The sequence below is a fragment of the Stenotrophomonas riyadhensis genome (assembly GCF_040256885.1).
In the GTDB taxonomy this organism is placed as follows: domain Bacteria; phylum Pseudomonadota; class Gammaproteobacteria; order Xanthomonadales; family Xanthomonadaceae; genus Stenotrophomonas; species Stenotrophomonas riyadhensis.
The window spans coordinates 415,640-437,209 of record NZ_CP155568.1 but is presented as its reverse complement, the minus strand read 5'-3'; the positions used below and the strand labels follow the sequence as shown (position 1 = coordinate 437,209).

Genomic DNA, 21,570 nt, shown 5'->3' with positions numbered 1-21,570 from the left:
CGGCCTACTTGCCGTAGCGGCGCAGCAGCTCCACCAGTACCTCGGCCTCCGCCGCCCGCTGCTGCGGGTCTTCAGCGCCGACCACGTGCTCCTGCAGATGCTCGTGCAGCAGCTCCATCAGCAGGCTGTGGGCGGCACCGCGCACCGCGGCGACCTGCACCAGCACGTCCGCGCAGTCGCCTGCCTCCCCCTCGGGCGTGTCCAGCGCCTGCTCCAACGCCGCCACCTGGCCGCCGATCCGGCGCACCCGGGTCAGCAGCTGCTTTCGATGCTTGTGTACATGGGCCATGAGTGGATCGTATACCCTATAGGGGTATCCTTCCACCCTCTGGTCTCCGCATGCACCTGGACGCCCTCGCCGCCGCCCGTCGTCACGAACACCACTTCGACGACGGCAACCCGCTGGCCGAACGCAACACCCGCCGCGCCCTGTGGCTCACCGTCAGCATGATGCTGGTGGAGATCGTCGGCGGCTGGTGGTTCAACTCCATGGCCGTGCTCGCCGACGGCTGGCACATGAGTTCGCACGCACTGGCGCTGGGCCTTTCGGTCTTCGCCTACCGCTGCGCACGCCGCTACGCGCACGACCCGCGCTTTGCCTTCGGCACCTGGAAGATCGAGATCCTGGCCGGCTATACCAGCGCCATCGCCCTGCTCGGCGTCGCCGCGCTGATGGCCGTGCAATCGCTGGAACGGCTGTGGGTGCCTGCACCGATCCACTACAACGAAGCCATCGTCATCGCTGCGGTGGGCCTGGGCGTGAACCTGCTGTGTGCCTGGTGGCTGCACGACAGTCCTGGCCACGCGCATCACCATCATGGGCATGGGCACGACCATGGGCACGACCATGACCACGCGCATGATCACGATCACCACGATCACGGCCATGCGCATGGTCACGACCTCAACCTGCGCTCGGCCTACGTGCACGTGCTGGCCGACGCCGCCACCTCGGTGCTGGCCATCGTCGCACTGCTCGGCGGCAAGCTACTGGGGCTGACCTGGCTGGATCCGGTGATGGGCCTGGTCGGCGCCGTACTGGTCACGGTCTGGGCGATCGGCCTGCTGCGCGACAGCGGCCGCATCCTGCTCGACGCTCAGATGGACGCGCCGGTGGTGGCCGAAGTCCGCGAAGTGATCGAGCAGGGCCCGTGGCCGGCACGCCTGGCCGACCTGCACGTCTGGCAGGTCGGCCGCGGCAAGTACGCGGTCAGCGCCAGCGTGGTCACCAGCGACGCCAGCCTGGATGCCGATACCGTGCGCAACGCGCTGGCCATCCATGAAGAGCTGGTGCACGTGACGGTGGAGATCCACCGCAGCGCGTGACTCCCATCGGGTAGTGCCGGCCGCTGGCCGGCAACCTCATGGACTCCAGAAACAACCCAGCGTTGCCGGCCAGCGGCCGGCTCTACCGCTACAACTTCAACATCATCCGCAGCAGGTACATCAGCAGCGGCAGCGCACTCAGCACCGCACCGCCGATGCCGATCCACGGCCAGCGCTCGCCGCGCACACGCGAGGCCACCGCCAGGCCTCCGCCCACCAGCGCCGCGCCCAGCACGCCCACGCCCAGCCCTGCGGCCATACCGTTGCCGCCTGCAGCCACCGCTGCCTGCGCTGCCAACGTGCCTGCCCCCCACCCCACAGCGATCCCCAGCCAACTGGCCACGCCGCACCACGGTGCCTTGCCCTGCGCCATCCGAAAACCCCTGTGTTCTTGCCGAATTCCTGTACGGGCCACGCCCGCGTAGTGCCTACACTAGCCGCACCTGCCCCGTAGGGACATCCCATGCGCACGCTCCGCCTGCTGCTGCCCGGTGCCCTCCTGCTGCTGATCACCGCCTGCAGCGGTGACGCCGGGCTTCCCTTCTCCACCGACCCCTTGCAGGGCTGCTTCGCCACCAGTGCGCGCAAACCGGCCGACTTCCGCGTCGAAAAGGAAGGCGGCCAGTACTTCGTTTCCTTCAGCCGCGGCGACCAATGGCAGCGCGAGCCGAATGCCCTGCACAAGGCCACCCGCAGCGAGATCAGCCGCTACTTCCGCGATGATGCCGATCTGATCGACAGCGCGTTGATTCGCATGGCTGGTGGCTTCGGCATCTTCCACTTCAACAAGGGCGCAACGTTGAAGGGCAAGGCCAGTGATAGTGACTACATGGCGTTGATGCTGATCGGTGCTGGGCCGGTGTATGCGGTGAAGTGCAATTGAGTGAACGCGCAGTACGCCAAGCCGGCAACGGCGCGATGAACAGTAGAGATGAACAGTAGAGTCGAGCCATGCTCGACTCCTCCCTGCCTGCATCCACGCATGGCGTGGATCTACTGTGACATCGGCTTGGCTCTACAACAGCTGCGGTACCATGCCCTCCCCCGAACCGCCCCGGTACCCGCCGTGCCCCATTACACCGGCCCCCTGCTGACCCGCGACAGCGCTGACACCCTGCGCCGTGCCCATGACAAGGGCGCTGCCGACTGGCAGGGGTCGCTCGACCTGGGCCGGAGCCAGGACACCGTGGCCCTGAACGCCGACGGCTTCCACTTCCGTGGCCAGCTCTACCCGTGGCCGGGCAAGCTGAAGGACCGCACGCTGTACTACTGGGACGGCGAGGGCTTCGCACCGATCTCGCGCTACAGCGGCTCGTTGATCAAGCTGGTGCCGACCGAATGGGGTGCACCGACCTTCGAGATCGACGGCATCAAGATGCTGCCGACCTCCAAGCTGTCACCGTTCGAGGATGCGCGCCGCAAGGTCGAGCTGGTCGCCCCGGCCGGCAAGGTCATCCTCGATACCTGCGGCGGCCTGGGCTACTTCGCCGCGTGCGCGCTGGAGGCCGGTGTCGGCCAGATCCGCTCGTTCGAGAAGAACGCCGACGTGATGTGGCTGCGTACGCTCAATCCGTGGTCGCCGGATCCAGACTCGGCTGCCGCCGGTGGCCGCCTGCAGTTCAGCCACGGTGACGTCTCACAGCAGATCGAACAGGTGGCCAGCAACAGTGTCGACGCGATCCTGCACGACCCGCCGCGCTTCGGCATCGCCGGCGAACTGTACTCCCAGGTGTTCTACGACCACCTCGCCCGCGTCATCCGCAAGGGCGGTCGCCTGTTCCACTACACCGGTGCGCCGAACAAGCTGACCAGCGGGCGCGATGTCCCGCGCGAAGTGGCCAAGCGTCTGGAAAAGGCCGGCTTCAAGGCAGAACTGGCGCTTGACGGTGTGCTGGCCGTCAAGCGCTGAGCCTCACTCCGAATCCACCTTCGCCAGCTTCATCACCCACGCCGGCACCACCGCCTCGCCGGCGTAGAAGTCCTTGGGCTTCCTCTCCGCCATTGCCCAGCGGTGCAGCCAGCTGGGGCCATAGCGGCCGCTGTAGCCTTCGGCACCACGCGCATAGGCAGGGTCATGCATCGCCTCGTCCAGTGACACGAAGCGATAGCCCCGGCGCTTGGCCGCCGCCACCAGTTCGGCGAACGTGGCCGCGTTGAGCTCATTGGCGTGCATCAGCCACACCTGTGGCAGCGCATAGCCCAGCAGCGCCTGCGACTGCTTCTCGTAGTAATCCAGCTTGTTCAGCATGTACGGCACATAGCCCTTGCGCAGCTGTGCCAGCGTCGCTTCGCGCTCGGGCGAATCAGGCTGCTCGTTCATCACGTTCGCATAGGCGAACGCCCACACCCACTCACCGTTGTCGACCGTCACCGGAGCCACGCGGTAGCCGTGTGCCTTGAAGAACACATCCATCTCCGCACGTTCTTCCGCCGTGCGGCCAGCACGCAGATAGGGATGGCGCATCCACTGCGGCTTCAGTCCGCGCTCGGCCAGCAAGGGCCGCAGCACCGTTTCGCCGCGCAGGAAATCCTGCTGGAAGGCCGCAACGCCCTTGGCATTCAGATCCATGTGCGAGTACGTGTGGTTGCCCAGTACATAGCCGGCGTCCAGCCAGTCGCGCAGCATCTGCACCCGCGCCGGCTGCACCTGCCCATCGATCTCCAGCTTGTTCTCGTTGACGAAACCCACCACCGGTACACCCGCCTGCCGCAACTGGGCCATCAGTGCCTCATGGCGCGCCTGCAGGTCCGGCGGCACGATCTCGTCCACCCGCGCCCACGGCAGGTCATCGATGGTCACCGCAATCCGGCGGTCCACATCGGCGGCGTGTACCGCCAACGAGCACAGCAGCAACGGCACAGTCCGCAGCAACCAACGCATCAGCACTTCCTTGCAGGGGGCGAGGCGTGAACTGTAGCGCGATTGCGGATGCGCAGCCGGCTCAGGGCCCAGCTGGCGATGCAGTGCGCGTACAGCACAATTCCCCCTATGGGGCCGATGATCCCGCCCGGCGCTCACGCACGATCGCCCGCCACAGCATCACTCCCGCCACCATGGCCACCAGCAGCAACGCGGCCAGCACCATCGCCAGATCATCGGGATTGCGCAGCAGCGGCGCGTGCTCGCGGGTGAGGATGTCGAACACTACGTGCTGCGCCTGGGCCAGTGGCATCCTGCCGTCTGCGGCAAGATCCACCAGGCATGCTGCCGGAGACAGCGTTGCCACGCTCAGCCAGGCACTCTCGTACAAGTGCAGCGCCCTGAGTGACAACGCCAGGGCCAGGCCATGCAATGCCAGCAGCCCCCAGCTGGCCTGCCGCAGGCGCCCCGACGCGCGACGCAGGCGATAGGCGCAGATCGCCATCGCCCCCAGCAAGGCCAGCCCAACGCCGACCACTGGAATCAGATGCAGCGGGTACCAGCCCTGCAGCGCATTGGAACGTGCCATCAACTGCTCAGCCACCTGCATGCGTGCCACCGGATCCGGGCCCCCACAGGCCTCGCCCACTGGTTCCAGCAACAGGTCCACCCTGTAGTGGAAGAAGCCGACCGCCATCGTCACCGCCAGCACGACCAGTATCTGCAGTACCAGCAGGATGGGCCCGGGCCCACAGATGCGGCAGAAACGTGAAGCAGTAGAGGCCATCGGTTCATCCATGACAACAAGGGTCCATCCTAACCAAGCGCTTCCGGATTGTCGGCGGGCGTATGCGACAACTTCTGGTCCGTCCCGGTAGGATGTCCTGAGGGACGAACAGGCATGTGATGGAGCAATGGAATGGTGACGATGTATCTGCTGGTGCGAACGCTGTTCCCGTTGCTGATCTTCGTGCTCGCCTGGATGCTGCTGTCGCGCCTGATCAAGGCCCGCGTCGCCCGCCTTCCGCGCGTCCCCTTGAATCTGCCGGAACACAGCAGCAGCCCACGCAAGAAGGATCGACGCATCTACGAACGCAAGCTGCGGCGCAAGCCAGGGCTGCGTACTGCAACCCTGCCCGCAACCGCCCCGCGCAGCTGGAACTTCGCCGCAGCGATCATTGCTTTGTGCGCACTGATTGCTGCCGCCCTCGTCGTGCCCGATGGCGCACGCTTCCAGGTGATGGTCGAGAGCATCTCCGGCTATCCGTCCACGATTGCGGAAGCACAGGTTCCCGCCACCGCGCAGGCCGCCGTGCTGCAGGCGTGGCAGCCTGTGCTCGCACAGCTGTCGCGGCCGGTGGCCATGCGCTACCCCATCGGGCGAACCGGCGGCGAGCACACCGCACGCGCCACGCTGCCCGTGCAGGTGAGGCACCAGGCTGATCGGCTGCAGATTGCCTCGGCCGTGCCGGTGGATGCCGAGCGACTGCATGCGGAGCTCGCGCGCCTGGCGGGGGTTCCGAGGGAGGCAATCACCGTTCGCCAGAGCCAGATCTCACCTTGGCTGCAATCGGGCTGGACGCCCCTGACCGAACGATAGAGCCGAGCCTAGGCTCGGCGGCGGTTGCAGTGGATCCATGCCACGCGTGGATGGCCGTCATGACGGAGTCAAGCATGGCTCGACTCTGCAGATAGCGCTGGCCCACGCTCGGCCTCGATAGATCAGAACTCACGCGGCAGCTTCGCCGCCCACATGTTGTCGACCAGATTGGGGTACGGACGGCCGTTCTCCTCCGCCCGCTGCCGCGCGGCGTCTTTCTGGGCCGGCGACAGCGCCTGCGATTTCTGACCCTTGGGGTTGGGCTTTTTCCAGGGGGGTGTTCGGGGTGCGCGCATGGCCGCAGGATTATTTCTTCAGGAAGTTCAGCAATGCCAGATTGAAGTGATCGGCATGGCTGGTGTTGCAGCCATGTGGCGCACCTTCCAGGATGACGACCTCGCTTCCCGCGATGGCCTGGTGCGTGCGCTGGCCCGAGCCTTCGAACGGCACGATGGCATCACTGTCGCCGTGAAGGATCAGCGTCGGCACGGTGATCTTCTTCAGATCATCGCGGAAGTCAGTCGTAGCGAAGGCCTGCATGCAGCCCAGTGCAGCCGTCTGGTCGGACTGGTGGCACAGCGCGATTGCCGCCTGGCGCTGGTCTTCGGTCACCATCAACTTGCCATCGGCGCTGAAGAAATCGCGGGTGAAGCCATCGAAGAAGGCCTCGCGGTCCTGCTCCAGGTCACCGCGCATTTCATCGGCCTTTTCCTGGGTCAGCGGACCTTCCGGGTTGTTGTCGCCACGCAGCAGGCAGGGAGGGACTGCGGCGGCGAACACCACGCTGTGCAGGCGGTCCTGGCCGTGGTTGGCCACGTAGCGCGCCACTTCACCGCCGCCCATCGAGAAGCCGACCAGGGTCACGTCGCGCAGGTCGCGCTCCTCGATCAGCGCGGCCAGGTCCGCCGCCAGCGTGTCGTAGTCGTAGCCGTCGGCAGGCTTGTCGGAACGCCCGAAGCCACGTCGGTCGTAGCTGATGACCCGATGCTGGGCATCGCGCAGGATCGACACCTGCGGTTTCCAGGCATCGGCCGACAGCGGCCAGCCATGGATCAGAATCACCGGGCGGCCATCGCCGCCGGTGTCTTCAACGTGCAGGCGGATGCGGGAAGTGGGCATGGGGGCTCCTGTGGAAGGGCAGGGTTGCAGGCTAGGACCCCGGCCCTATGGTGCCCGTGAGGGAATCGAGGCGCGCTATGACATGGCGTGCACAGGCTGAAGGGTGGACCGCACCGCCAAATCCCCGCTCCATCGCGTCCAGCGCCGGTTTCGTCGCAACACGGCGGCAGAGTGCGGTGGACCGTGCCAGCCTGCGCGGACCACTTCCGGGAGATTCGTCATGCTGCTGCTCACCCTGCCCCTGTTGGCCGCCGGCCTGGCTGCCGCCCCGACCGCACCCGACACGTTGCGCGAGCAGATCCGCCAAGCGGACATGCAGCTGTTCGCTGCCGCGTTCGATGCCTGTGACGCCGACAAGGCCGCGTCGATGACCACCGACGACATGGAGTTCTTCCACGACAAGGCCGGCAAGTCCGCCAGCAACCGCGACGACTTCCGCCGCAGCGTGGCCGCGCTGTGTGAAAGCACCCGCACCAACCACAGGCATCTGCGCCGTGAGCTGGTGGAAAGCTCACTGCAGGTGTTTCCGCTGCACGACGAGCGGGCGCTGGAGATCGGCGACCACCGCTTCCACGAGCGCGATGCGAAGGGTGTGGAGCATTGGACCGGCCAGGCCCGCTTCATCCAGGTCTGGCGGCGGGTGGATGGGCAGTGGCAGGTGGAGCGGGTGATCAGCTACGACCATCGGCCGGCGGATTGAGCGGCGGGGCGTCGTGTGACATGCGGCCATACTTCAATGGTTCTGGGTCGCCATCCAACGATGCGCGACAAAGTGTGATCTGTAACGCAGCCTTCTACATGGGTCGCTTGTTGGATCTCGGCTGGTCAACCTTCATCCTTTGCTGGCACATTTGCACCAGAAAGGAGATATACGTCGATGTACTGGATTGACTTCGAGCAGCCAGCCGAAAAGAAGTTCCCCAAGCAGTTGTTGACTCTTGGCATCGCTAAGAGGGACGGCACGGTGTTCCTACCGGCCCTGCTGGCTGAATCCGAGCACGTCGTTCTTATGTGTGCGAAATACAGTCCCACCATAGTAGCGATGCTGGATGGTCACCCCTATGTCCCAGCAGAGTGGATGGCTGAAGAGTTCCCCGAGATTCGCGATAGATGTGATTTCCTCACCACCATCGCGAAGAGCGAGTCCGATCGTCTTGGCCTCTTCAAAGCAGATTGACCTGCGTCCATCCGCACGGCAATAGTCTAATAGTGGTGCTGCCGGGGTAAGCTCGGCGGCACTTTGCGACTTAGATAGAAACCAACCTTTTCCTATGTCCTTGTAGGTAGCGCAACTGCTCTGCGTTAAACGGTTTCGGCGCGATCTTCTGCTCCAATCCCCACTGAGCGCGAATTCCATCCGGCAGCGCCTCACTGAAGATCATCACACCATCGTCAGTGAAAGAAATGAGCCAACGGTCGAACAGTCGATCGATGTGGGGTGCAAGCATCAGCCCGTTGTTGCCGTCGAGGCGTTCGTGGTTATCGCTATCGGCCCAGCGCTTGATGTGACTGGCAATAAGGAAATTTGGGTTCGTCGTTCCGGTTACACGACACATCGGTTCGATCTCGCACACGCTACTGCGGAACTTGCCCTGTCCAACGCGCGCGTTGATCAACTGCTTCTTCTGGGTCGTCGAGAGCGTTTCATCGTTCTGAATCGAACGAATTGCACTAGAGATCGGCACCTCCTCGCGCCACTGACGAAGCTCCTCGCGGTCAGTATTCAACAGATCAAGAAGGTCTTCCGCCATCCCCTCTGGCACCGGGCACAGATACGCCTCATTGGCCTTTCCGCTCGCCTTGATGGGGGCGTATTTGTAGGGCAGATGCTGTCCCAGCAGGTCCATGTGATTGCGCACTTCAAGCGGGACTTCGACCAGCTGGTATTGCACCGGCACCGTCCAGCCGTCGTTGTTCCAGTCGCTGTCGGCAGTCTTGAAGCTCTCGGGACGCGCCATTTCGGCGTGCGCTCCACTCACGATGGCAAGAGCCCTGATCTGCTTGTCGGCAAAGGCGAAGACCACGTCGCCTGGCCGTACCAAGGTCATGTTCTCGTAGAAGGCGCTGCGATGGCCGTCGGTCTTTTTCTTTGGCGACCACAGAAAGCCTCCCTTTGCCGAGGCCTCAAAGGTCTTCTTCTGGTTCACCCACCAGTACGCCATCCCTGCTTCCCCCTGTCTCATCTAATTGATGTGGCCTATTGGCCTTAGAGACGGGATAGTACCTTTCGATGTCGTAATCGGCACGCTTTTGCCAAATGCAAAGAAGGCAGGGGAATACCCTGCCTTCGCTACGCCTTAGTGCTGCGGAATGTCTTACAACTGAATCCGCGCCACGCTCTCGTCAGCGCCCTTGTCGTCCTTTTCGCCGTTCTTGATGCTCACGAACAGCACGTTGTTCTTCGCATCCAGCGCCAGGCTGTTCGGGTGGGTCGGCACCGTGTAGGTGGCCACCTTCTGGTAGCTGTCACTGTTGTACGCCGTCACCGTGCCGGCTTCGCGGTTGGTCACGTACAGGCGCTTGCGCGGTGCATCCAGCAGGATGCCCAGCGGGCCAGCGTCGGTCGGGATGCTGGCCAGTTCCTTGCCAGTGCTGCGGTCGAGCACCAGCACGCGCTGGCCCGGGTGCTTGCTGACCAGGCCGCTGCTCTTGGCCTGGTAACCACGCAGGAATTCCGAGCCCTGGTCGGTCACGAACAGGCGCTTGCCGGCCGGGTCCAGCGCGATGTTCATCGGCTGCTCGGCGGCGATCTTGTGCTGTGCCACTACCTTGTTCGAATCGGTGCCCACCACCACCAGGTCGGCCAGCAGGTTGCTGGTGTAGACGCGCTTGTTGGCCGCATCCAACGCCAGGCCAGGTGCCTTCGCATTGCCCAAGCCGTCGATGGTGTTGATCACCTTCAGCGTGGTGGTATCGATCACGAACAGCACGCTGCTCACGTCCGGCTGGCTGCTGTGGCCGGTCACGTACAGGCGGTTGCCGGCGCTGTCGACCACCAGCTCGCGCAGGTCATGGGTGTAGGCGGCCTTGCCGTCCTTGCCGGTCTTCTTCTCCATCAGCTGGATGGTGCCGATGGCCTTGTTCTGCGCGGTGTCGACCACAGTCACCGACAGATCCACGGTGTTGCCCACGTACAGGCGGTTGTGGGCGTCATCCAGCACCACGCCGAACGCCTTGCGCTCCAGCGGGATGCGGGTTTCCACGGCCAGCGTGGCCGGGTTCAGGCGCAGCACCTGAGCCGGGCCGGCGTCATCGCCGAAGCCACCGGACGAGGCCACAAACACGGCGTTCTGTTTCGGGCTGTAGGCCAGTTCGTACAGACCCTTGGCCACGGCCTGGCGCTGCACGGCGGTGGCGGCGGTGGCGGTCGGGGCGTTATCGGCGAAGGCGACGGGCACGCCAAGGCTGAGCGAGACGGCAAGGGCCAGGGCGGCCGAGCGGAGAGCGGAATGACGGAACATGCGAGCATCCTTGAAAGGGCACGGGAGGGTGTCCTGGCTCGCTGGGCCGTACAAAGACGGCCGTTCCGGCGTGCGCGCGCGGAAAGGCTGGCTGGGGTAGCGGGGGAATGGTAGCAGGTGGGGGGCGTGGCGTGCGTCTGCGCACGCGTGGCGGGCGTTCGACGTGAGGGCATAGTCCTCCCCAGCCTCGTACGTTGAAGTCGCGAATTGAGCAGCACGATTGCGGACGATTGGCGTTGCTCGCCTTCCACAACGGCGCTCCATCTCGCCTTTCACCGCTCAAGATCCTCCCGGCGCGGCCGCTAATGCCGTTCAAGCGTCCGTTCGAGAATCCGATGAGCACTGAATACAGCACACCGCCGTCCCAGTCCGCCACCGTCAACCCGATGCGGCTGCCCAATACCCTTCATCTCACCCTGGGGTTGTTCGCACTGGTGCTGGGCCTGGTGCTGCTGCTCGGTGTCAGCAACGCCGAACAGGCGCGCGCCATGGGCCTGGGCCTGGTAGGCCGCGCAGCCACCGGCCTGACGCTGTTGCTGCTGGGCGGCGTGCATGTGGGTGTGGCGATGCGCTACTTCCGCTTCACCGTCATGCCCGGCGAAGCGGGCAAGATCGCCGCGCCGGATGGCGTTTCGGTCAGCAATCACCTGGTGGGGCTGATCAACGACGGCATCACGGTGCGCCAGCGCCCGGATGATCCGCTGTTGTCCATGCTGTACGGCCTCGTTCCGCATCTGATCCATGCACCGTCGGCCATCCGCTGGCATGCTGAAGTGCAGCTGCGCCGCGCGGTCTACCTGGCCGCGGTGTTGATCAGTTTCACGCTGGCCTGGGTATTCGCCCAGCCCGCCGCATTTGCATGGATGGCAGGCCTCTACTTCGCACTTGCAGTGGTGCTGCTGAAGCCGTTCGCCACGCTGGCAGCCATCCGTCGCGGCGCGATGGAAGCCGCACCTGACGCCGTGCCGCCCCCGCGCTGGGGCGCCATGGTTGTCCTGCTGCTGCTCTCCATTGCTGGTCCGCTGGCGATTACGTTGTCGCCAGTGCAGGTGCCCGCTCCACCGTTCGCGGTCAGTACCGTGGTGCTACCAACGATTGCCGTGCTGGGCAGCGCGCTGATCGCCAGTGCATTGTTCACCGTTTCGCTCATCGCACAGACCGGCAGCTACAGCGCTTCTGCCGCACGCCATATCGTGCGTGAGGATCTGCAGATGCCCGATCTGACCGGTGGCCTGCTGGAGCGCCTGAAGACGCGCATGCCCTACCCCAGCGAGTACCACGCCGAGTATCACAACGTCAGCGACGACGCCTACGATGGCCACCTGCTGCTGGAAACCGAGCCGGTGGTACGCGCCGAGCAGAGCACGTCGCGGCTGGGTGATGCCTTCGCGGCCGCGTGGAACTCTGACACGCAGCGCCCACTGCTGGCGCTGGGCCTGTTCGGGCTGGTGCTGGGCCTGGCCGGCGTGGTGTTCGCCTTCGTCTACGCACGCAGCAGCGGCGCTGCAATGATGGGCCTGATCGCCCTGGGCTTCATTTCTTCGGCGCAGTTCGCGTTGGCGTCTGCCCACAAGCTGTGGAACCGCGTGGACTTCCAGTCGACCGTGTACCGCGTGAGCTATCGCGGCACCTTCCACCGCGCCAAGCGCGTGGCGGGAAACGCGTACGCCGGCAATGGCACGCTGGCCGAAGGCGCGGTGCGCTTCGGGCCGCTGCGCGTGGCCGTATGCGTGGCCGAGATCACTTCAGTGGCGTTCGCACGTGGCGGCCGACGGCACGTGACCGCGCTGGACCTGCTGCCCAACGAATCGCAGGCATTGTTCGATGTACTGCAGGACTATACCCGTGATGCACAGGAGCGCGCCGGGCAGTTCTATCAGCAGGAACATCAGGTGCGCGAGGCGATGAGCCACGGCGGACGGCCACCGGAATTGCCGCAGGCACAGCAGCCGGTCGTACCTGTTTGACGAGATGCCCCCAAGGTTTACCTCGGGGGCATTCTTCTTTGATGCGGTACTACGTTAAAGCCTGCGACTCCAAGAACTACCCGCTCACCTGCGCTTTTCAATGCCGCCGAGCTTCGAAAGCGTGTACCGCAGTGACCTTCTCCTGATGTCTTTGGCGCTAAGTGAAAAGTCTTTCGGCTTTCTAAAACATGTAGTGATCAAGCCGCGAAGTGAATGTTCAGTCGCACGGATCACCTATCCGGAGCCCGGGTCGTCAACACGTCTCCGACCATAGGCCCACATTCAATGACACCATCGTCCCCGCGCCGATATGTGATGCCGGCCTTGCAAGCACGCGGTGCCATGTCCCAAACCCATCCCTTGAGCTGACGACTGGCATTGCCAGGCGAATAGAGCGGCATGTTCATGCGCAACCCGTCATCCTCGCCTAGATTGAGCGTGCACATGACGGTGCCTTCGCCTTCACACTCTTCGTCGGGGTCTGGATCGCCGACATGAGTAATGGTCGCCAGAAGGGGGGCGACATGTATCAAAGCTCGTAGCGCATGTGGCAAATTCGTGAATGATGATGCTGCGCGGCCATCGCTAGGCTCTTCTACGAATGGGTCGTCCAGCGTAACGCGACGGAAATAGTGTTCACTTCGCCCCATCACGTCGCGACCGCCGATGGCGGTTGCCATGTCCTCCAACTCATTGGTACGCAGCAGGAAGGTCGTTTCATCTGCATGCATCGCCACCAGTTCATCATCATTGGCGTCACTGCCTAGCGAATAGCTGCGCAGGGTGACGTCCAGCGAAACGATGTCATCTCCCGCGGAGTTACCGGAGATTTCGTAGCAGCCGCTGTAAACACGTATCTCCGTTCGCTCGAACGTCTCGTGATGAATACGCCAGAAGAGCAGACGGTACTGTCCGCTCGGCAATAGCGCCAGCAGCCGATGCCAGTCGATGTAAGAGGACAGATACAGACCAGCGAGTCCCGGGCCTGTTGCAATACCCTCGAACATGGACAGATGTCCGACCGGCAGCGCGTGGGCTACTGTCGTCGGCTTGCCGGCCTTCGGCTTGGGCGAATCAACGGCATCGCGAAGGCGGCGATGCATGTCGAGCCCATCGACCCTTGCGATCCGTAGCATCTGCATGGAAAGCAGCATCTGATCGACTTCGTAGACTTCGCCGGGGGCCAGTGCTTCGCACTCTTCTCTTGCGGTGCGAACCAACGCTGGTGAAATGAGCGATTCGAGCGCTTCCTGCTCACACAGGAGCTCGTTGAAGAAGTCATCGAGACTCCACGCCAGGTCACCCGTCCTTTTTGACACGGGATCGATGTAGACCACATCCTCGTCAGATTCCGTCAGCTTTCGGTAGTAAAGAAGTGTGCCGAAAGGCGTAAGCGCGATGGGAACGCGCCGTACGGTGTCGGGCGGCGAGACGATCCACCGATCGAGCACGGGTTGCCATGGCCGGGGATCGATCAGGGCAAGTTGAAGGTCGCCATAAAATCCGAGACCTTTTCGACGCCACAGTTCGAGAAGGCTGGCAGGAACAACACCCTCATAGGCGGAAACAAGCTCACGGGGAGCCGGCGAAACCTGTCGTGATGGAGGGTGCGCTTTTACGAAGCGATGTAGGGTAAGTCGGCGAAGAAAGACCACGCAAGCACCCCTAGAACGTTGGATCTGTGACGGCAAGCAGGCCCAGGTCGTTCATTTCCATTTCGACTTCGTTGGCGCGTTGGATGTGTTCCTTGTTCGACAGATCAAATGCCTGATCAATGGACACCACGATGGAGCCGCCTGGAGCGGGCAGCACGTCTGCGGCCAGAGGGAGCTGCTGTCGACTGACCGCCTGGCGTACGTACGCCATCCAGCCCACGCACTGCCGATGCGGGAAGGTAGCGTACTTGGTCTTATAGAACTGAAATTCACCATCCACCTTGTCGTAGATGTCAGCAAAGGCAAACGTGGTTCCCGGCTCTCCCTCAAGCAATGAAAGCAAGGTCTCTGCAACCAAACGGCTCGGGTTGGCGTGCAACTGATCTGGCCGATACAGGGAGACCGTCATGTACCCCATTGCCGGGATGTAGTCTATTTCGATCAGCCCTGGCCGCCGCTTGGTTCCGTTGTCGTTGACCACGGACGCACTGAATGACGTTGACCCTATTCGATCGGCGCGTTCCCGCAACCTCTCCACAACGGCGTCCTCATCCTCAAAGGGAATGAGCTTCTGCTTAGGTGTGTTCTCCCCGCAGAACCATTCGTTGTTACCAGGGATGCGCCGTAGCGTTGCCAACAGTTGACGGTAGGCGCCACGAAAGTCGGTCTCGGCTCGCTGACCGATGTCGAAACGAAGGATCGCGAATATCATGCGTGGACAACCTGCTGAATGTATGGGGTGTGGACACAGACAACGGGTGGCGGAATGCTGGATGAGGCCCATCTATAGACCTCTATCTCCATGAAATGCCATTGCAGCTTTCCTTGCGGCGAAGCGGTGTTGATGACCGCAATCTGCCGACCAGCCTCCTCAATCATGCCCGGGAATACGAATCGACTTGGGAACCCCAGCTTGGGCGCCCCGTCGTCCCGGGAGAGGAATTGCGCGTAACAGCCCTTCGCATCCACCACGGTACATTGGGCCCTCCAGAAGCCATCGAAGTAGACGCCGCCATACAGCCATTCCAAGAGGTTCAATTGCTCGGCGTTTGGTTGAGATTCGCCCTTGAGTGCGGACCATGCTCGCCCGGCAATGGATGTGTCGAAATCAGTGATCGGCAAGCCAGTGTTCTTGTCACAATAGCTGAACCTTTCGGGCCCAGCATTCATGTTGGCGATCTGTAACTGGTAGTCCCAATTGACCTTGTTCTCGCGGCGAACCGCTCGACGCGGCACGGCAGGCACCAACACACCTTGATCCAGCTTGCACTGATTGCATTCGGTTGAGCTGCTTTGGTTTGTGCAATCCCCCTCCTTTGCTTGCTCAATTGGTATGACACCAATGGCACGCCGCAACCGCTCCAACGATGCAGAACGCCGAATGACTTCGCCGATAGCTCGCCCTCCAATTGGCAGCGCACTGGCCATCGTCAGTTCCTCCAATTTGTCTGTGCACGGAAGATCGACAACAGATCCTCCGCTGTTAGATTGGGGTTGGCAGCAACCTTCATCTTCAGGACCACGGCGGGTTCTCGCCGCAACAATCCATTGTGGGTCGTGTCTGCTCGCACCCAGCGCACCAGAGTCGGCACGCGAGTAATATGCAATTCGTAGGTCGCAAAGTCATACGACTCGCGCACCGCACTCGACAACTGCTGATCCGACGTATGGTGGATATCTTCAGGCATGTCGCGTCGGAGTTCCGCAGCAATGCGTCCGGTAAACGATTCAGGCTCTGGCAAGCGCAGCAGGGCTTCCTGCTCTGCGGTCAGCTCAATAGGCATTCTTCAATATTCCTTTGGCGGTGCACCATTCGGAAAATGGCGCCATGAGACCCTGGAGCTGTTCGCGGGTCAGAACGCACTGCAAGCGCGTGAACACCCTGGGATCCCAAAAGCGAAATAGCGCATGCGAGCCATCGGATAGATGCAGGTCCAGGAACGACTGAAGGTGCGCGAAGACTGTTTCAAAATCACGATTGCTCTTTAGATGGCTAACACACGGCACACAATCCCCAGTCCCCTCCAGGGCGTTAAGCCAGCCATCCAGTGTTGTTACTCCGTCCAGCTTGACCAGCCATGGGCCTACATCAGCGTGCTTGGCCTCCGGTTGGCCATGGAACAAGGAACGGTGCAGGAGATCCTGGGCATAGAAGCGCAACGTGCGAGCGGCATCTGATCTAACGGCACAGTCAACGATGAGATAGGTATACATGGTTAGTGCTCCAGATATTCCGCGGCGCTCTTGCCAACCTGAAAAGGCACTGCCTGACCGTCGATAATCAGCGTGCCATCACCCGTGACTCTGGGGAAAACACCCTTGTGCAGCGGGCACACGGCTTTATCACCTATTCGGGCGACTTGAATTCCATCAATGTCTGTATCGGGTGATCCCGTGATGACCGTTCCGCCACCAGTGTGCTTGTCACCTAAAGCGATGAGCATTCTTGTCAGTCAACTCTGTATGACTGTCAATGACTTCAGCATTGTGGTCTCGCTGCGCATTGGATTTCACGCTATCACATGATGCGTCTAGCGCCCTGTAGTGAAAGATAAACTGCGATCTCCAACCCGAGACTGGAAACGTTGGACTGGATCTATCGCTGAGAATTCAAGCCATGTCGCAATCGACCCGTTTTCCATTTCGGCGCTGCAGCGGGGCTGTCGTGGTGGGGATTACAGGGCTTTGTTAGCTGTTCCTCGTCAGATGCTTTGGGGCAGCAACTCAACGATGCCCACCACCATCTCACTGCAGAGCATTCGGACAATGCACAGCGTGAAACAATGCCGTAAGCGTCACCACTTGGGAACGTGCAGATCGTCGCCATCTCCAGTCGCCTGCAGGATCTCGATCTCGATCTCGACCGCGCCGCGCTTGCGGCGGTGGGGCAATGGCGATTCGCCTCCCCTCAGGTGGCCACGCCATGCCGATCCGAGTCCGCGTAAGCCTGGTCTTTGCCCGCAGCTCGCCCCGTTCCAGTCCGTGAGATACCGCCACGCCCCCCTTGCCCCGAGGAGGATAACCATGGCCAAGATCGACGCCGAGTGGCTGGAGGACTTTGACGAGGCCCTTCTGGGCCTGTTTGCCGTCGGCCACAGCGATGCAGGCATGGATGAGTACCTGCTCAACTGCTACGCGAATCTGCAACCGCGTGAGGCGGCGATGGCCTTTGGCAACGACTACGATCTGCCCCGCACGCCGTTCCTGTGGCCGATGCCTGGATTGGCGCTGCAGAGTTAAGCTGCGTCCCAATCGGCACGTTTCGCGTTTCGGTGCTGTGGCGGGGCTGTCGTCGCTGAGGTTCCGAGACATCAATGGGATCGGCCCAGAACTCTCCTACATTCGCCTTGGGGATGACGCGGACATTATCGGCTGACGCCTCATGAAACACTGTCCACGGAATGGAAGGATCGAGCCGCCTACTACCAGGGAGCTGCGATCATGCTTGCACTGGCTCCCAAAGTGGTCTATCTGGCCGATTGCGCAACACGTGTGGACCTGTAGGAACAGTCAATCGCTGGCGAGCGCGCGCACGTTGCCGCGTGCCTCGTCCGCGCGCGCGGCATGTGGAAGCCCCAAGGAGGCATCAGCTATTTCGCGGCCCGCCAGCCTACTCATAACCAAGGGGTGGCCAATGGCATTGTTGCCATCCTGGTTATTCAGATAGGCAATCTCTACAAGGCTGTGGGCATTGAGGCCCAGCGGCCCGGTTTGGATGTCGCAAAGGCATGGGACAACAAGCTTGCTGCGCCGAATTATTCGCGATTTCACAGCCAGCTCAGGAAGTAAAAGAACTTGGCGAGCAAAGGGTGGGCCATGCCGCACTGTTCATCAACGAAATTTGACCGGGCGTATCGGCCCCAGCTGGCTCCGATACGCACGGTGCAACATTCGCCGATCGGAAACGGCTGCGGGCCCCATCTCCGGCCATCGTGGCGGCAGCCCCGCACCGCGGGGAAACCCCACATCTACTACCGCTTCTGGCTGACCGGCCGAACTACAATCTGGAGGAACTGCTGTAGAAGGTCGTCGCCTGCAAATCCGGCAGTGCAATGAGCGACAAAAATTTGCTTGAGTCTGCTCCGGAACATGCTGTCGATCTTGCGGATAGGTGAGGAAACGCCGCTCGACTCTGATGACCATCCGGACGACATTGCGTTCGACATGCCCCCTAGCGCGCGGTTGCTGAGGATGCTCTGCCGCTACACAGGTGCGATTCGCGCACTACTGCTGAATTCCTCCGGACCTGGACAGGCGGAGGACAGCATTCGGCAACGATGGCGCGAAAGTGGTGTCGGACTGGGGCTACCATCTGCCTCGGAAGAGGCCACGCACAGGGTTCGGCCCCGTCCTTGATCGGCTCCGTGCAATCGCACGGCTGAAGAATACCCGTCAAGCGATCGCCCACGGGTCTTTAGCGCTTCACGATCTTCGTAGCAGACCAGGTGTAGTCGCTATAGCTGGGCCAGGACCTGCGCAGCTTTGCCTCGGCAAGCTTTGCCGCCATGTAGTCCGACTCTGCCTCGACGACAGTGTTAACGCCCGTCGAATTGCTGCCCTTTCGTACGTCAAAGAAAACCTGATACTTGCCCATCGCGGCACCTCCTTTGTGTTTGGTTCGGTCATCCAACATTCGTTGCGGGCCGCCGTAATGGCAGCCTACTTCTTGTATTTTTCCACAAATTCCTGCATCTGCTCACGCCTCTCGGGCGTCAGATCCTTGCTCTCATTCAGTTGCTTCTCTACCGCTTTGGCCATAACGCCAGGCCCTTCGGTCACCACATACCGCCCTGCATTCCACAACAGATCGCCCGCAAACGATGCACAGGCTTTCGTGGTCTCGCCTGCGCCAGATGCGTCGCTGATCTTGCGCCACGCCTTTCCCAGCTCTTTGTAGCCCCAGTCCATGATCCCCCCTGAAGTGTTCAAGTATCACGCTACACCTGGCTAACCCGCGCCCGCAACTGCTTGGTGGCTTACGCCATGGGTAGCATGACGTCATTGGGTGTAAGACGAAAACGCAGCAGCTCTATTCCAAGCTCTTCCAGCGCTTCCTCAATACCTGCCGGCAATATTCCTTCTTCCGGCAGGACGAGCACACGGCGACCGGCTCGCACGCCGTGCACCATTAACTGCCCGATTCCAGCATAGACGCTCGACCGATCGGTCGATGTTTTTACCTCAAAGACGTCCTCAAGTTGATCGCCCTTGGCGACACCCAGGTCAATCAGCACGTTCTTCACCAGCCGTCGCCCTCGCTTGAGGCCCGCCTCCTGAAGCCACGCGCTCAGTGCATCGACCACCTCGCCGTGCCGCGATATGTAATCCAGCACGCGGCCGCGATGGCCGGAACGGGGACCCATGGGCTCGGCGTAGTACTCCCGCAATTGCGCCAATCGGCGCTGGAATTCGGGTGAGTCCACTTCGCCTTCGCGTACAGCATCCTTGAACGCTGCAACTATGCCTACGTAGCGCAGCAACGTGCGCGCAGCACCCTTGCCCCCCACCGGTCCCATCAGCACGCCCTCACGATAGGCGCCCTCCGAGTCCATCACTTGGCGCAGGGGTTCGTTGCTCCAGGCAAGAAATGCTTCTTTGCCCACACCTGTCCGGCCACCACCGATCCGCGCAGAGTGAAAAAGGTAGATCCGGCCAGTGTCCGAATCGCGGGCGAAGAATCCGCCTACTCGGTCATTGCGGCCTTCTTCTACGACATTGACCTCGACGGTGATGCTGACACCATCATTGTCAGAATAGAGACCAAACCAGTTCAACCGGCGCGGGGTCGTGGTGGAGCCCGCCTTCAGCGCGCCGGGCCAATACCAGTACTTGCCGAAGGTCTTGATCGTTTCGCCCGGGCGTCGACCACCGGGATAACCGATATCACGAACCACGTTACCGTCGCATTGTTGTTCCAGCGTCAGTTCAAGCAGTTCCTGGGCGCGCGCGATCTCTGCACGCCTTTCAAGCATGATGAACATCAACATCCCCTGTCATTTAACGGTTTCCTTCAGGCCATCTGTCAGCGCCAGCGTCCTGGGAAGATCATAGCAGTGACGCCCTCACGGCAACTCAGGCGAACTGACCCCGTAAGAGGAACATTGAATCTCCCAGCGCCACCCATTCTCAATCTAAAGATTAGTGAGGTCGTGCCGATAGGTCATGCCTCCAGACTGACCCACCCCCAATAGCAGGGCCATCAGCCGGTAGAGATTTCGCCCTCTTTTGACACCAGGGGATTCGCTTGGAAACCGTGTTCTCGGGCGAATTCCGCAGGGGTTTTCCATGCCGGTGCACTGTGAGGGCGCCCCTTTTCATCGCCTGATTCCTCGTGATCCACGGTGACCCATACGGGGCGAAGTCTCTAATTTGCGCTGGTCCGGTTCTTCGGGGGTGGGTCAGTGGGTCACTGCCGATATAGGTTTCGCCATCCATTGTAGCTTTCAATCTCTCCGCGCTGAAAAATCAAGAATATTTATCTAAAATTTCCTCGCTATCCACGCGGCGCGTCGCTCAATTGCAGCCAGATTGGATTGATCTCCCGACTGGCTAAGCGGGCGTTTCAGCATGGCAATCAAGAAGAATATTTGCTCATCCGCGCACGAATCAATAGGCGCACCGAGACGAATTGCGGCGTAAGCAATCCCACGCCTGTTAAAACCAAAGTAGGCAACACTAAGGTATGCCGAAGCAATTCTCCGCTTTGACCTCATTAGCGAAACCAGAGTTGATATAAGAATCTCTCTAATTTTCCTGGAAAAGGATATCTCCGTACGCCCAGTGACCGTGCGAACAAGCTGCGCTTCGATGGTACTTGCACCCTGAAGACGCCCCAAACAGATCGTCATATAGGCCGCACGAACTATGGAAATCAAGTCAAAACCGACATGGAAAAAGAATCGCCGATCCTCAGCAGCAATCAGCGCCCTCACAAAACCGTCAGGCGGTGCGAAATCACACTCATCGACAACCTTAAGAACCTTATTAAGATCAACGAACAGCGACCTCAAATGCTATACCCCGCTCCACTTTAGGCCCTGGCGAACGCCCTTGGTTAGAACAACCGTCCCTGACGAGTTAGCTGCAGTGGAACTGTAACTACCCCTTAGAACATTTTCATTTTCAACCTTAAGGTTGACAGTGGATATAAATCTTCTGTGCTGCCCCTGCTCACGAAGAAGTAGCTGAAAATCCTTCTCCTGAAAAATGTTCCCTTTCACTCCCCCCTTAACATCCGAATGCATCCGACCATGCTTCTGATAGTGGTATCCCGGCGCTGGATTCTTTCTTGATATTTCATGAACTTTTTCCGCAACCCCCTCCAGCTCGCCGTAACGTTGAGTCAACATGACAATGTACGACAGTCTCATTCCAAGATAGGGGTTGTAGTCCGTCTTTTTGACGGTGACTTCCATCGTCCAAATACCAGACACATCCGGAACCCGTGCCCGATAGTAGGCCCACGCGCCGAGTGAGCCAGTAGCTAGCACCCCGCCAAGAGCGTTCTGCAACACAGCATCGAAGAATCCAATCTCCAAAGTCTTCTCCTTATATAAAGAAGGGCGACCAGAGGCCGCCCTTC

General features: G+C 61.3%; 28 protein-coding genes. 9 read left to right on the top strand and 19 right to left on the bottom strand.

Annotated elements, in window-relative coordinates; translation table 11 throughout:
- Positions 1-4 precede the first annotated feature (4 nt).
- On the bottom strand, positions 5-289 hold the full coding sequence (locus SriyCCGPB3_RS02030; RefSeq protein ID WP_110710900.1) for a metal-sensing transcriptional repressor: 285 nt from the start codon (positions 287-289) through the stop codon (positions 5-7).
- Positions 290-339: 50 nt separating this feature from the next.
- Between SriyCCGPB3_RS02030 and dmeF the strand changes: the two genes are divergently transcribed.
- Positions 340-1,326, top strand: a complete 987-nt coding sequence (gene dmeF, locus SriyCCGPB3_RS02025) for a CDF family Co(II)/Ni(II) efflux transporter DmeF (RefSeq protein WP_350259808.1) — start codon at positions 340-342, stop codon at positions 1,324-1,326.
- Between the two features lie 88 nt (positions 1,327-1,414).
- Here dmeF and SriyCCGPB3_RS02020 read toward each other — a convergent pair whose 3' ends face one another.
- The gene (locus SriyCCGPB3_RS02020) at positions 1,415-1,699 is read right to left on the bottom strand and encodes a hypothetical protein (protein WP_049454421.1); all 285 of its coding nucleotides are present in this window, start codon (positions 1,697-1,699) and stop codon (positions 1,415-1,417) included.
- 90 nt (positions 1,700-1,789) lie between these two features.
- Here SriyCCGPB3_RS02020 and SriyCCGPB3_RS02015 point away from each other — a divergent pair, with 90 nt between their 5' ends.
- A complete protein-coding gene (locus tag SriyCCGPB3_RS02015; protein WP_350259807.1) occupies positions 1,790-2,209 on the top strand; it encodes a hypothetical protein in 420 nt (139 codons plus the stop codon).
- Positions 2,210-2,308: 99 nt separating this feature from the next.
- Complete coding sequence (locus SriyCCGPB3_RS02010) at positions 2,309-3,235, top strand: class I SAM-dependent methyltransferase (RefSeq protein WP_433963283.1); 927 nt, start codon at positions 2,309-2,311, stop codon at positions 3,233-3,235.
- A 3-nt stretch (positions 3,236-3,238) separates the two neighbouring features.
- Here the strand turns inward: SriyCCGPB3_RS02010 and SriyCCGPB3_RS02005 are convergent, their stop codons facing one another.
- Positions 3,239-4,207, bottom strand: coding sequence for a polysaccharide deacetylase family protein (locus tag SriyCCGPB3_RS02005; protein ID WP_350259805.1), 969 nt, complete (start codon positions 4,205-4,207; stop codon positions 3,239-3,241).
- A gap of 106 nt (positions 4,208-4,313) precedes the next feature.
- The gene (locus SriyCCGPB3_RS02000; RefSeq protein WP_350259804.1) at positions 4,314-4,973 is read right to left on the bottom strand and encodes a hypothetical protein; all 660 of its coding nucleotides are present in this window, start codon (positions 4,971-4,973) and stop codon (positions 4,314-4,316) included.
- Between the two features lie 132 nt (positions 4,974-5,105).
- Here SriyCCGPB3_RS02000 and SriyCCGPB3_RS01995 point away from each other — a divergent pair, with 132 nt between their 5' ends.
- Positions 5,106-5,786 carry a hypothetical protein gene (locus SriyCCGPB3_RS01995; protein ID WP_350259803.1) on the top strand — a complete coding sequence of 227 codons (681 nt, stop codon included), beginning with the start codon at positions 5,106-5,108 and terminating at the stop codon, positions 5,784-5,786.
- Between the two features lie 122 nt (positions 5,787-5,908).
- Here the strand turns inward: SriyCCGPB3_RS01995 and SriyCCGPB3_RS01990 are convergent, their stop codons facing one another.
- Together SriyCCGPB3_RS01990 and SriyCCGPB3_RS01985 are read right to left on the bottom strand one after the other, a co-directional pair.
- Positions 5,909-6,082, bottom strand: coding sequence for a hypothetical protein (locus SriyCCGPB3_RS01990; RefSeq protein ID WP_350259802.1), 174 nt, complete (start codon positions 6,080-6,082; stop codon positions 5,909-5,911).
- 10 nt (positions 6,083-6,092) lie between these two features.
- A complete protein-coding gene (locus tag SriyCCGPB3_RS01985) occupies positions 6,093-6,905 on the bottom strand; it encodes an alpha/beta fold hydrolase (RefSeq protein ID WP_350259801.1) in 813 nt (270 codons plus the stop codon).
- Positions 6,906-7,125: 220 nt separating this feature from the next.
- Between SriyCCGPB3_RS01985 and SriyCCGPB3_RS01980 the strand changes: the two genes are divergently transcribed.
- Positions 7,126-7,605: a DUF4440 domain-containing protein gene (locus SriyCCGPB3_RS01980; protein WP_350259800.1), complete on the top strand. Its 480-nt coding sequence runs from the start codon at positions 7,126-7,128 to the stop codon at positions 7,603-7,605.
- A 177-nt stretch (positions 7,606-7,782) separates the two neighbouring features.
- A complete protein-coding gene (locus SriyCCGPB3_RS01975; RefSeq protein WP_350259799.1) occupies positions 7,783-8,082 on the top strand; it encodes a hypothetical protein in 300 nt (99 codons plus the stop codon).
- A gap of 70 nt (positions 8,083-8,152) precedes the next feature.
- Here SriyCCGPB3_RS01975 and SriyCCGPB3_RS01970 read toward each other — a convergent pair whose 3' ends face one another.
- Both SriyCCGPB3_RS01970 and SriyCCGPB3_RS01965 read right to left on the bottom strand, forming a co-directional pair.
- On the bottom strand, positions 8,153-9,052 hold the full coding sequence (locus SriyCCGPB3_RS01970; protein ID WP_350259798.1) for an HNH endonuclease: 900 nt from the start codon (positions 9,050-9,052) through the stop codon (positions 8,153-8,155).
- Positions 9,053-9,220: 168 nt separating this feature from the next.
- Positions 9,221-10,366, bottom strand: a complete 1,146-nt coding sequence (locus tag SriyCCGPB3_RS01965; protein WP_350259797.1) for a YncE family protein — start codon at positions 10,364-10,366, stop codon at positions 9,221-9,223.
- Positions 10,367-10,701: 335 nt separating this feature from the next.
- Here SriyCCGPB3_RS01965 and SriyCCGPB3_RS01960 point away from each other — a divergent pair, with 335 nt between their 5' ends.
- A complete protein-coding gene (locus tag SriyCCGPB3_RS01960) occupies positions 10,702-12,333 on the top strand; it encodes a hypothetical protein (protein WP_197612532.1) in 1,632 nt (543 codons plus the stop codon).
- Between the two features lie 230 nt (positions 12,334-12,563).
- Here SriyCCGPB3_RS01960 and SriyCCGPB3_RS01955 read toward each other — a convergent pair whose 3' ends face one another.
- Genes SriyCCGPB3_RS01955 through SriyCCGPB3_RS01930 form a run of 6 tightly spaced genes read right to left on the bottom strand, consistent with a single transcriptional unit; the run spans position 12,564 to position 16,432 of the window.
- A complete protein-coding gene (locus tag SriyCCGPB3_RS01955) occupies positions 12,564-13,988 on the bottom strand; it encodes a GAD-like domain-containing protein (protein WP_350259796.1) in 1,425 nt (474 codons plus the stop codon).
- Between the two features lie 10 nt (positions 13,989-13,998).
- Positions 13,999-14,700 carry a hypothetical protein gene (locus tag SriyCCGPB3_RS01950; protein WP_350259795.1) on the bottom strand — a complete coding sequence of 234 codons (702 nt, stop codon included), beginning with the start codon at positions 14,698-14,700 and terminating at the stop codon, positions 13,999-14,001.
- The gene (locus SriyCCGPB3_RS01945) at positions 14,697-15,416 is read right to left on the bottom strand and encodes a Tox-REase-5 domain-containing protein (RefSeq protein WP_350259794.1); all 720 of its coding nucleotides are present in this window, start codon (positions 15,414-15,416) and stop codon (positions 14,697-14,699) included. Before SriyCCGPB3_RS01945 ends, SriyCCGPB3_RS01950 begins: the two co-directional genes overlap by 4 nt.
- Before the next feature lie 2 nt (positions 15,417-15,418).
- A complete protein-coding gene (locus SriyCCGPB3_RS01940) occupies positions 15,419-15,772 on the bottom strand; it encodes a hypothetical protein (protein ID WP_263469223.1) in 354 nt (117 codons plus the stop codon).
- On the bottom strand, positions 15,762-16,202 hold the full coding sequence (locus SriyCCGPB3_RS01935; protein ID WP_197612536.1) for a DUF4123 domain-containing protein: 441 nt from the start codon (positions 16,200-16,202) through the stop codon (positions 15,762-15,764). The genes SriyCCGPB3_RS01940 and SriyCCGPB3_RS01935 overlap by 11 nt, the downstream gene beginning before the upstream one ends.
- A gap of 2 nt (positions 16,203-16,204) precedes the next feature.
- Positions 16,205-16,432 carry a PAAR domain-containing protein gene (locus SriyCCGPB3_RS01930; protein ID WP_350259793.1) on the bottom strand — a complete coding sequence of 76 codons (228 nt, stop codon included), beginning with the start codon at positions 16,430-16,432 and terminating at the stop codon, positions 16,205-16,207.
- Between the two features lie 580 nt (positions 16,433-17,012).
- Here SriyCCGPB3_RS01930 and SriyCCGPB3_RS01925 point away from each other — a divergent pair.
- Positions 17,013-17,228 (top strand): hypothetical protein, encoded by a 216-nt coding sequence (locus tag SriyCCGPB3_RS01925; protein ID WP_197612539.1) that lies wholly within the window; start codon positions 17,013-17,015, stop codon positions 17,226-17,228.
- Between the two features lie 324 nt (positions 17,229-17,552).
- A complete protein-coding gene (locus SriyCCGPB3_RS01920; RefSeq protein WP_197612540.1) occupies positions 17,553-17,777 on the top strand; it encodes a hypothetical protein in 225 nt (74 codons plus the stop codon).
- Positions 17,778-18,402: 625 nt separating this feature from the next.
- Here SriyCCGPB3_RS01920 and SriyCCGPB3_RS01915 read toward each other — a convergent pair.
- From SriyCCGPB3_RS01915 to SriyCCGPB3_RS01895, 5 genes are all read right to left on the bottom strand, one after another.
- Positions 18,403-18,582 (bottom strand): hypothetical protein, encoded by a 180-nt coding sequence (locus tag SriyCCGPB3_RS01915; protein ID WP_197612541.1) that lies wholly within the window; start codon positions 18,580-18,582, stop codon positions 18,403-18,405.
- A gap of 65 nt (positions 18,583-18,647) precedes the next feature.
- Entirely contained in the window at positions 18,648-18,896 is a 249-nt protein-coding gene (locus SriyCCGPB3_RS01910) for a hypothetical protein (protein WP_197612542.1), read from the bottom strand.
- 68 nt (positions 18,897-18,964) lie between these two features.
- Positions 18,965-19,975, bottom strand: a complete 1,011-nt coding sequence (locus SriyCCGPB3_RS01905; protein WP_197612543.1) for a hypothetical protein — start codon at positions 19,973-19,975, stop codon at positions 18,965-18,967.
- Between the two features lie 492 nt (positions 19,976-20,467).
- Positions 20,468-20,998 (bottom strand): biosynthetic peptidoglycan transglycosylase, encoded by a 531-nt coding sequence (locus tag SriyCCGPB3_RS01900; protein WP_197612544.1) that lies wholly within the window; start codon positions 20,996-20,998, stop codon positions 20,468-20,470.
- A 3-nt stretch (positions 20,999-21,001) separates the two neighbouring features.
- Positions 21,002-21,526 carry a hypothetical protein gene (locus tag SriyCCGPB3_RS01895; RefSeq protein ID WP_197612545.1) on the bottom strand — a complete coding sequence of 175 codons (525 nt, stop codon included), beginning with the start codon at positions 21,524-21,526 and terminating at the stop codon, positions 21,002-21,004.
- Between the last annotated feature and the right edge of the window lie 44 nt (positions 21,527-21,570).